The following is a 5,763-nucleotide window of genomic DNA, read 5'->3' as shown; positions in this document are numbered from 1 at the left end:
CGCCATGGGGCAATTTTAACGCTTCGACTCCTGCATATAACCGCCTGCTTTTTTCGGAGAGGCGGCCATACAATTCTTGCATTTGTTCTTCAATTTCTTTTGAATAGGGTTCAATCATTTTCGGGCTTGGAAAGACTTATTTTGGGCTAAATTTATCTCAGCAATCGCCTTATTGTCGAAATTAATTTATGCTCATTCCTTACTATCACTCATCCGCTATGGGGTGAGACTTACAGTTATCAAGGCGTGTTTCGCTACGAATAAAAACATAGCTATACTCTAAACGTTCAAATTTTCGGTTTTTTTGAGTAGGGTACGCTGTGCGTACCATTAAAAAATCGCAATAAAATCAATAAAAAGGTACGCGTAGCGTACCCTACAGCTAGCTGTAAAAACCGAAAACTTAACCGTTTAAAGTATATCTGACTCATGACCCGGCAAGCGTTACTTTAAACGCTTGCCGGAATCTTAATCTGTATACCAACTAAGGCAACACGGATACTCTATCTAACGCGCCAGGTGCTATCGGCGAATTTGCTTTGATATAGGCTTCTAGTGCATCTATATCTTGGGCGCCGCCTAATAAGTTAGTTCCAGACGTTAACACAGTAAATTTATCGCCACCGGTCGCCATAAAATTATTTACCGTCACGCGGTAACTCGCCGTTGGCTCAAGCACAGTACCGTTTAATCGAATAGTCGAAGGATCAACTTTATCGCAATCGCCACCTAATGAGTTCCAGGTATAGCTAAAACCTTTAGACACATACAAAATACGGCTAAACGTTTTGGCCATTAGGGCAGCCTACGAATTGTTGCTCTAACAACGTTTCAATTTGCGCACCGGTTAATGTCATCGTCACTAAACTGTTACCAAACGGCTGTGCAGTAAACGCCTCGCTATACGTCACATTACCATCGCCTTCGCCAGCACTGCTAGATGCGTAGGTTAAGTCGGCGCGAACACCACCTGGATTCATAAAGGCAATTTGTGCTTCGCCAAAGCCTTTGGCCGCTGTTGCAGTTAATTGCGCATCAGCAATCACATCGCCTAAAGTAGATTCACCCGCCGCATTATTTGTTCTCGTCAAATCTGCACTAATACTGCCAATAATGCGGTTAGCAATCGGCTGCACAACGGTTTTGTAATTGTTAACAATCGTAGCGATTTCTGCATTAGGTGTAATCGCCGTATTATTTCTATCAACCACAACATTGTTAGCACTGACTTTACGCAAACGTCCTGTTTCTGAATTAATTTTTAAGTCTAACTCAGTCACTACACGCCCAATACTTAATGCGCTGGTCACAGGCACTTTGTGCTTACCATTTCTTGTCGTTAACAAGCAATTATACAACGCATGGGTGTGCCCGGTAATCACCGCATCAACAGCATTAGATAGGCCATTGACAATCGTTTTAATCGGTGAGCCTTCTAAACCACCTTCGCAAGCATTTAATTTCTCAATAGACGCGGTTGCCGTTGTTGTGCCGCCTTGGTGAATTAACACAATAATCGTTCTAGCCCCTTGCGCGCGTAACTCTGGGATTAAATGGTTTACCGTTTTAATCTCGTCTTTAAACTGTAAGCCCGCGACGCCACTAGGAGTAACAATAGATGGCGTTTCTTTTAACGTCATACCAATAAATGCGACTTTAACGCCTTCAAATTCTTTAATGGTGTACGCCGGGAAAAGCGTTTCTTTAGTGGTTTTATCAACGACATTAGCCGCTAAGAATTGAAAATCCGCGCCTTCAAAAGGCACGGGCGTACCAACTGAAGCACCTTGACACGTATTTACATCCGTAGGATGACAACCACCGTTTTGCATACGCAATAACTCAGTTTTGCCTTCATCAAACTCATGATTACCGACCGCATTAATATCTAAACCTGCGCGGTTCATCGTTTCAATGGTCGGTTCATCATGAAATAACGCGGATAATAACGGCGTTGCGCCTATTAAATCACCGGCTGAAACAACGACAGTATTTGGATTTTTACTTTTAATATCGGCAATATAGCCCGCCAACCAATCAATGCCACCGACGGGTATCGTTGCTGTTGTGTCTGCCGCTAAATTACGCAGGCTACCCGGTGATTCTAACTGTCCATGAAAATCGTTAATAGCCACGACTTTAATATCGACATAGTTACCGGCAAAAACAGCGCCATTGATGGCAACGCTTAAAGCGAGCGCGCTTGCGATTTGTGTTAATTTCATTGTTACACCTTGCTATGCTTTCATGTTAAGAAATGATAGCAGCAGCATTCTCCGGAATGCTGTGTTATCCGTGCTTCGCTTGCTCCTTTAGCGAATCAACCATAGTGTAACAAGCGTATATGAAAGCGGTTTGACAAGGGTTAAACAAGAACGACGATATGTTAAACCGCCATAATCTTAGATAAGTCAAACCCCCACTGCTTGGGGTCTTCTTTGCTCATAATGCTATCAGGCGACTGCGATAAATCCATGACTTGCGGCATGATGTAAGCCATAGAATTGGTTGAGAAAAAGACTTTAACAATAGGCTTTAGCAAACTTTCATTGCTTTGTTCAATCACCACACCCATACGTCCTGACTTAAGCTTAACTAGCGTACCCGAAGGATAAATACCTATCGTCTTTACAAACGCGCTAAAAATCACTTCATCGAATTGTCCATCTTTCCATTCCGCCATTTTTCGTAGCGACTCAGCCGGTTCCCAGCTCGCTTTATAACAACGCGTTGAGGTAATCGCATCATACACATCGCAAATTGCACCCATACGCGCAAATAAACTGAGTGCATTACCCGATAAACGGTCAGGATAACCATTACCATCAACACGCTCATGATGGTGCAAACAAACATCTAACGTAATCTCGCCAACACCGTCTACTTTTTTTTAATTGCTCCCAACCTTTAAAAGGATGCGTCTTAATAATGGCGAATTCTTCATCGGTTAAGCGACCCGCTTTATTTAAGATTTTACCCGGCACAAAAATTTTGCCTAAATCATGCATTAACCCAGCCATACCAGCTTCTTTAATGGTGTCACTGTCTAAATCAAGCTCTTTTCCCAGCGCACTCATTAAACCGCACACCGCAACAGAATGTAGATACGTGTAATCATTGGCAGTTTTCAATCGAACCAGGCTTAATAATGCTTCAGGGTTACGTTGGATTGATTGATTAATTTCCTCAACCAGTGTAGATGCCTGATCGATTTTAATCGCATTGCCCATACGCGCTTCATTAAACATTTTAATGACATTACCTTTTGGCATTCGCCAAAAAATCTTTCTCGCTCTAACCAACTCATCAGGCAATGAAGCGCGGATTTTTAAATGCTTTTCTTGTTGGGCAATTTCCTCTAATGCCGTATTAATCTGTGTGCTTTCCTCTTCTTCTGAAATAGACTCGGCATTCGATACCACATCTAAACCTTTACTGGTATCTATCCAAATTTCTTTAATCTGATATTCAAGTAATGTTTGTAAATCTTTTTGCTTTTCTAGTTTGAATGATTTTTTCCAAAACGGATTATCCATCCAACTACCACAAATTTCATGAACATACATGCCTACTTGCGCATCTTTAACTTTAATTTTCTTTAGCATAAAACAGCCCTGACAACATGCGTAAATAGTAAAAATCAATCTAACTAGCGTTTACTGGTAACAACATTACCAGAAAAAAATCTATTGAAAATTCAAAAATAAAGCGATGATGCTTTTGCTATATACTCTACAACGTTTCGTTTTTTGGCTTAGTGCAACTAAAACCGAAAACATCACTGCACTAAGTATACCGCATAAGTTCATATTTGCGGTTTTTTCAACTTTACGACCGAATATGATTGTTCAACATATATACTTAATGCTAGAAACGCTTAACAAACAAAGCAATGTCTCTGTAAAGTTTGTTAATCCAAAAAATCTTATCATTTAAATAATACGCCTAGCAATTCAGTAACGCCTAGATAATCCGGCAACAACACTGATTGTCTTGTTTAACTGCCCCCATACCCAGCAAATTTACAACCCATGCAAAAATCAATCACTCGCTGGCCTGCTTTTTTAACTTCTCGCCTGCTAATATGCGTATTCACTGGCTTTAGCTCAGGTTTACCGCTGTATATCTTAATTAGCTTAGTCCCTGCCTGGCTTAGAACTGAGCACGTAGACTTAAAAGAAATCGGCTTATTTTCGCTAATACAACTGCCTTACACCTGGAAATTTTTATGGGCACCATTTTTTGACCGTTACAACTTACTATTAGGCCGCAGACGTGGCTGGATGCTGTTAATACAATGCGCATTATTATTCACTATTCCAACGCTAGGCTTGTTTGAACCTAAACTCAACTTGTCAATGATTATAGCGTTATCGGTCATATTAGCCGTACTCAGCGCCTCGCAAGACATCGTATTAGATGCCTATCGACGCGAACTCTTAGTCGATAGCGAACTAGGCCTAGGTAATGCTATTCATGTCAATGCCTACAAAATAGCAGGTTTGGTACCAGGTTCACTCGCATTAATTTTAGCTGATTATTTAACATGGCAATGGGTATTTGTCATTACAGCGTTATTTATGTTGCCTGGCATGATTATGAGTCTCGTCGTAGCAGAACCTTTACAAGCCGACACTCAGCCTAAAAGCTTAAAACAAGCTATCGTCGAACCTTGTCGCGAGTTTTTCACCCGTAACCGTATCAGCACTGCGTTATTAATTTTAGCGTTTATGTTTTTTTATAAATTAGGCGATAGCATGGCAACGGCACTCGCCACGCCGTTCTATTTAGACATGGGCTATAGCAAAACCGAAATCGGTTTGGTCGCTAAAAATGCCGGACTTTGGCCTAGCGTCATCGGCGGGTTATTAGGTGGGTTATGGATGCTAAAATTAGGTATTAATAAAGCCTTATGGTTATTTGGGCTAATGCAAATGCTAGCAATTTTAGGCTTTGCCTGGCTAACAACCGTAACACATACCCTGCTTGGCTTAGCGCTAGTCATAGGCTTTGAAGCCTTTGGCGTAGGCCTAGGCACAGCGGCATTCGTTGCCTTTATCGCCAAAACCACACATCCGCTTTATACCGCAACGCAATTTGCGTTGTTTACCAGTTTAACCGCCATTCCCAGAACCGTCGCCAATGCAGCAACGGGCTTTTTAGTAGATGCATTAGGCTGGAGCCATTTTTATTTCTTATGTTTTGCCCTCGCTGTGCCTGGTATGTTACTGCTATTAAAAGTCGCACCTTGGCAAGATAAAGATTAAGCGCCTATGAAAAAGACTTACATCGGGTTAAATAGCTTTAATCACGCTATTTTGGCGACACACTCAAGACGGAACAGTTTTAATTTTAGTCTGTGGAGCTAAATCGTCATTCCGGCAGGGATTGCCGGAATCCAGACGCCAAGGATGGCAAAGCTTCAAGCAAATCCTTATGTTTTGGAGTTCGGCAATCCATGACTAGATGACGTTGTTCTCACGTGGCTGTCCCGTCTTAAGTAGGTGGCCGCTATTTTAATCACACGCCCCCTCGAAGGTGATAAGCAAGCTATTGTCAAGGCATTGGTATGGCGCCATTTTCGCCAGCAATTCTCAATTTAGGATTTTTATAAAATCAATAGGTTACAACAGTGATTTTTTATTTTTTTAAGAGTTATTCACGCTTTTTAGATGCACTTGCTGCAATTAACTATCAATTTTGAAGATCTGCTTATCAAAACTGGCAAATGTTTGCGGTAAAACTACAATAACCTTGTTACTT

General features: G+C 41.4%; 5 protein-coding genes. 1 reads left to right on the top strand and 4 read right to left on the bottom strand.

What is annotated here, in order from left to right:
• Positions 1-484 precede the first annotated feature (484 nt).
• The 4 genes from VZ94_RS31225 to VZ94_RS29830 all read right to left on the bottom strand — a co-directional run bounded on the left by VZ94_RS31225 (position 485) and on the right by VZ94_RS29830 (position 3,605).
• Complete coding sequence (locus tag VZ94_RS31225) at positions 485-796, bottom strand: 5'-nucleotidase C-terminal domain-containing protein (RefSeq protein WP_275575341.1); 312 nt, start codon at positions 794-796, stop codon at positions 485-487.
• Positions 780-2,225, bottom strand: coding sequence for a bifunctional metallophosphatase/5'-nucleotidase (locus tag VZ94_RS20535; RefSeq protein WP_275575340.1), 1,446 nt, complete (start codon positions 2,223-2,225; stop codon positions 780-782). The genes VZ94_RS31225 and VZ94_RS20535 overlap by 17 nt, the downstream gene beginning before the upstream one ends.
• 161 nt (positions 2,226-2,386) lie before the next feature.
• Positions 2,387-2,848, bottom strand: coding sequence for an HD-GYP domain-containing protein (locus VZ94_RS29835; protein ID WP_239650117.1), 462 nt, complete (start codon positions 2,846-2,848; stop codon positions 2,387-2,389).
• Positions 2,835-3,605 carry a cyclic di-GMP phosphodiesterase gene (locus VZ94_RS29830; RefSeq protein ID WP_239650116.1) on the bottom strand — a complete coding sequence of 257 codons (771 nt, stop codon included), beginning with the start codon at positions 3,603-3,605 and terminating at the stop codon, positions 2,835-2,837. The genes VZ94_RS29835 and VZ94_RS29830 overlap by 14 nt, the downstream gene beginning before the upstream one ends.
• Before the next feature lie 426 nt (positions 3,606-4,031).
• On the opposite strand from VZ94_RS29830, the gene VZ94_RS20520 reads away from it, so the two are divergent.
• On the top strand, positions 4,032-5,267 hold the full coding sequence (locus VZ94_RS20520) for an AmpG family muropeptide MFS transporter (RefSeq protein WP_045780663.1): 1,236 nt from the start codon (positions 4,032-4,034) through the stop codon (positions 5,265-5,267).
• Positions 5,268-5,763: the final 496 nt, after the last annotated feature.

Origin of the sequence: Methylocucumis oryzae, assembly GCF_000963695.1 — a bacterium.
In the GTDB taxonomy this organism is placed as follows: domain Bacteria; phylum Pseudomonadota; class Gammaproteobacteria; order Methylococcales; family Methylomonadaceae; genus Methylovulum; species Methylovulum oryzae.
Note: the sequence above shows the minus strand (reverse complement) of the source record. Positions and strands in the feature narration are given on the sequence as shown.

Bases quoted from the DNA above. Each gene is read 5' to 3' on its own strand.
- VZ94_RS20535 (WP_275575340.1), bottom strand. From the start codon at position 2,225: ATGAAATTAACACAAATCGCAAGCGCGCTCGCTTTAAGCGTTGCCATC.
- VZ94_RS20520 (WP_045780663.1), top strand. From the start codon at position 4,032: ATGCAAAAATCAATCACTCGCTGGCCTGCTTTTTTAACTTCTCGCCTG.
- VZ94_RS29830 (WP_239650116.1), bottom strand. From the start codon at position 3,605: ATGCTAAAGAAAATTAAAGTTAAAGATGCGCAAGTAGGCATGTATGTT.
- VZ94_RS31225 (WP_275575341.1), bottom strand. From the start codon at position 796: ATGGCCAAAACGTTTAGCCGTATTTTGTATGTGTCTAAAGGTTTTAGC.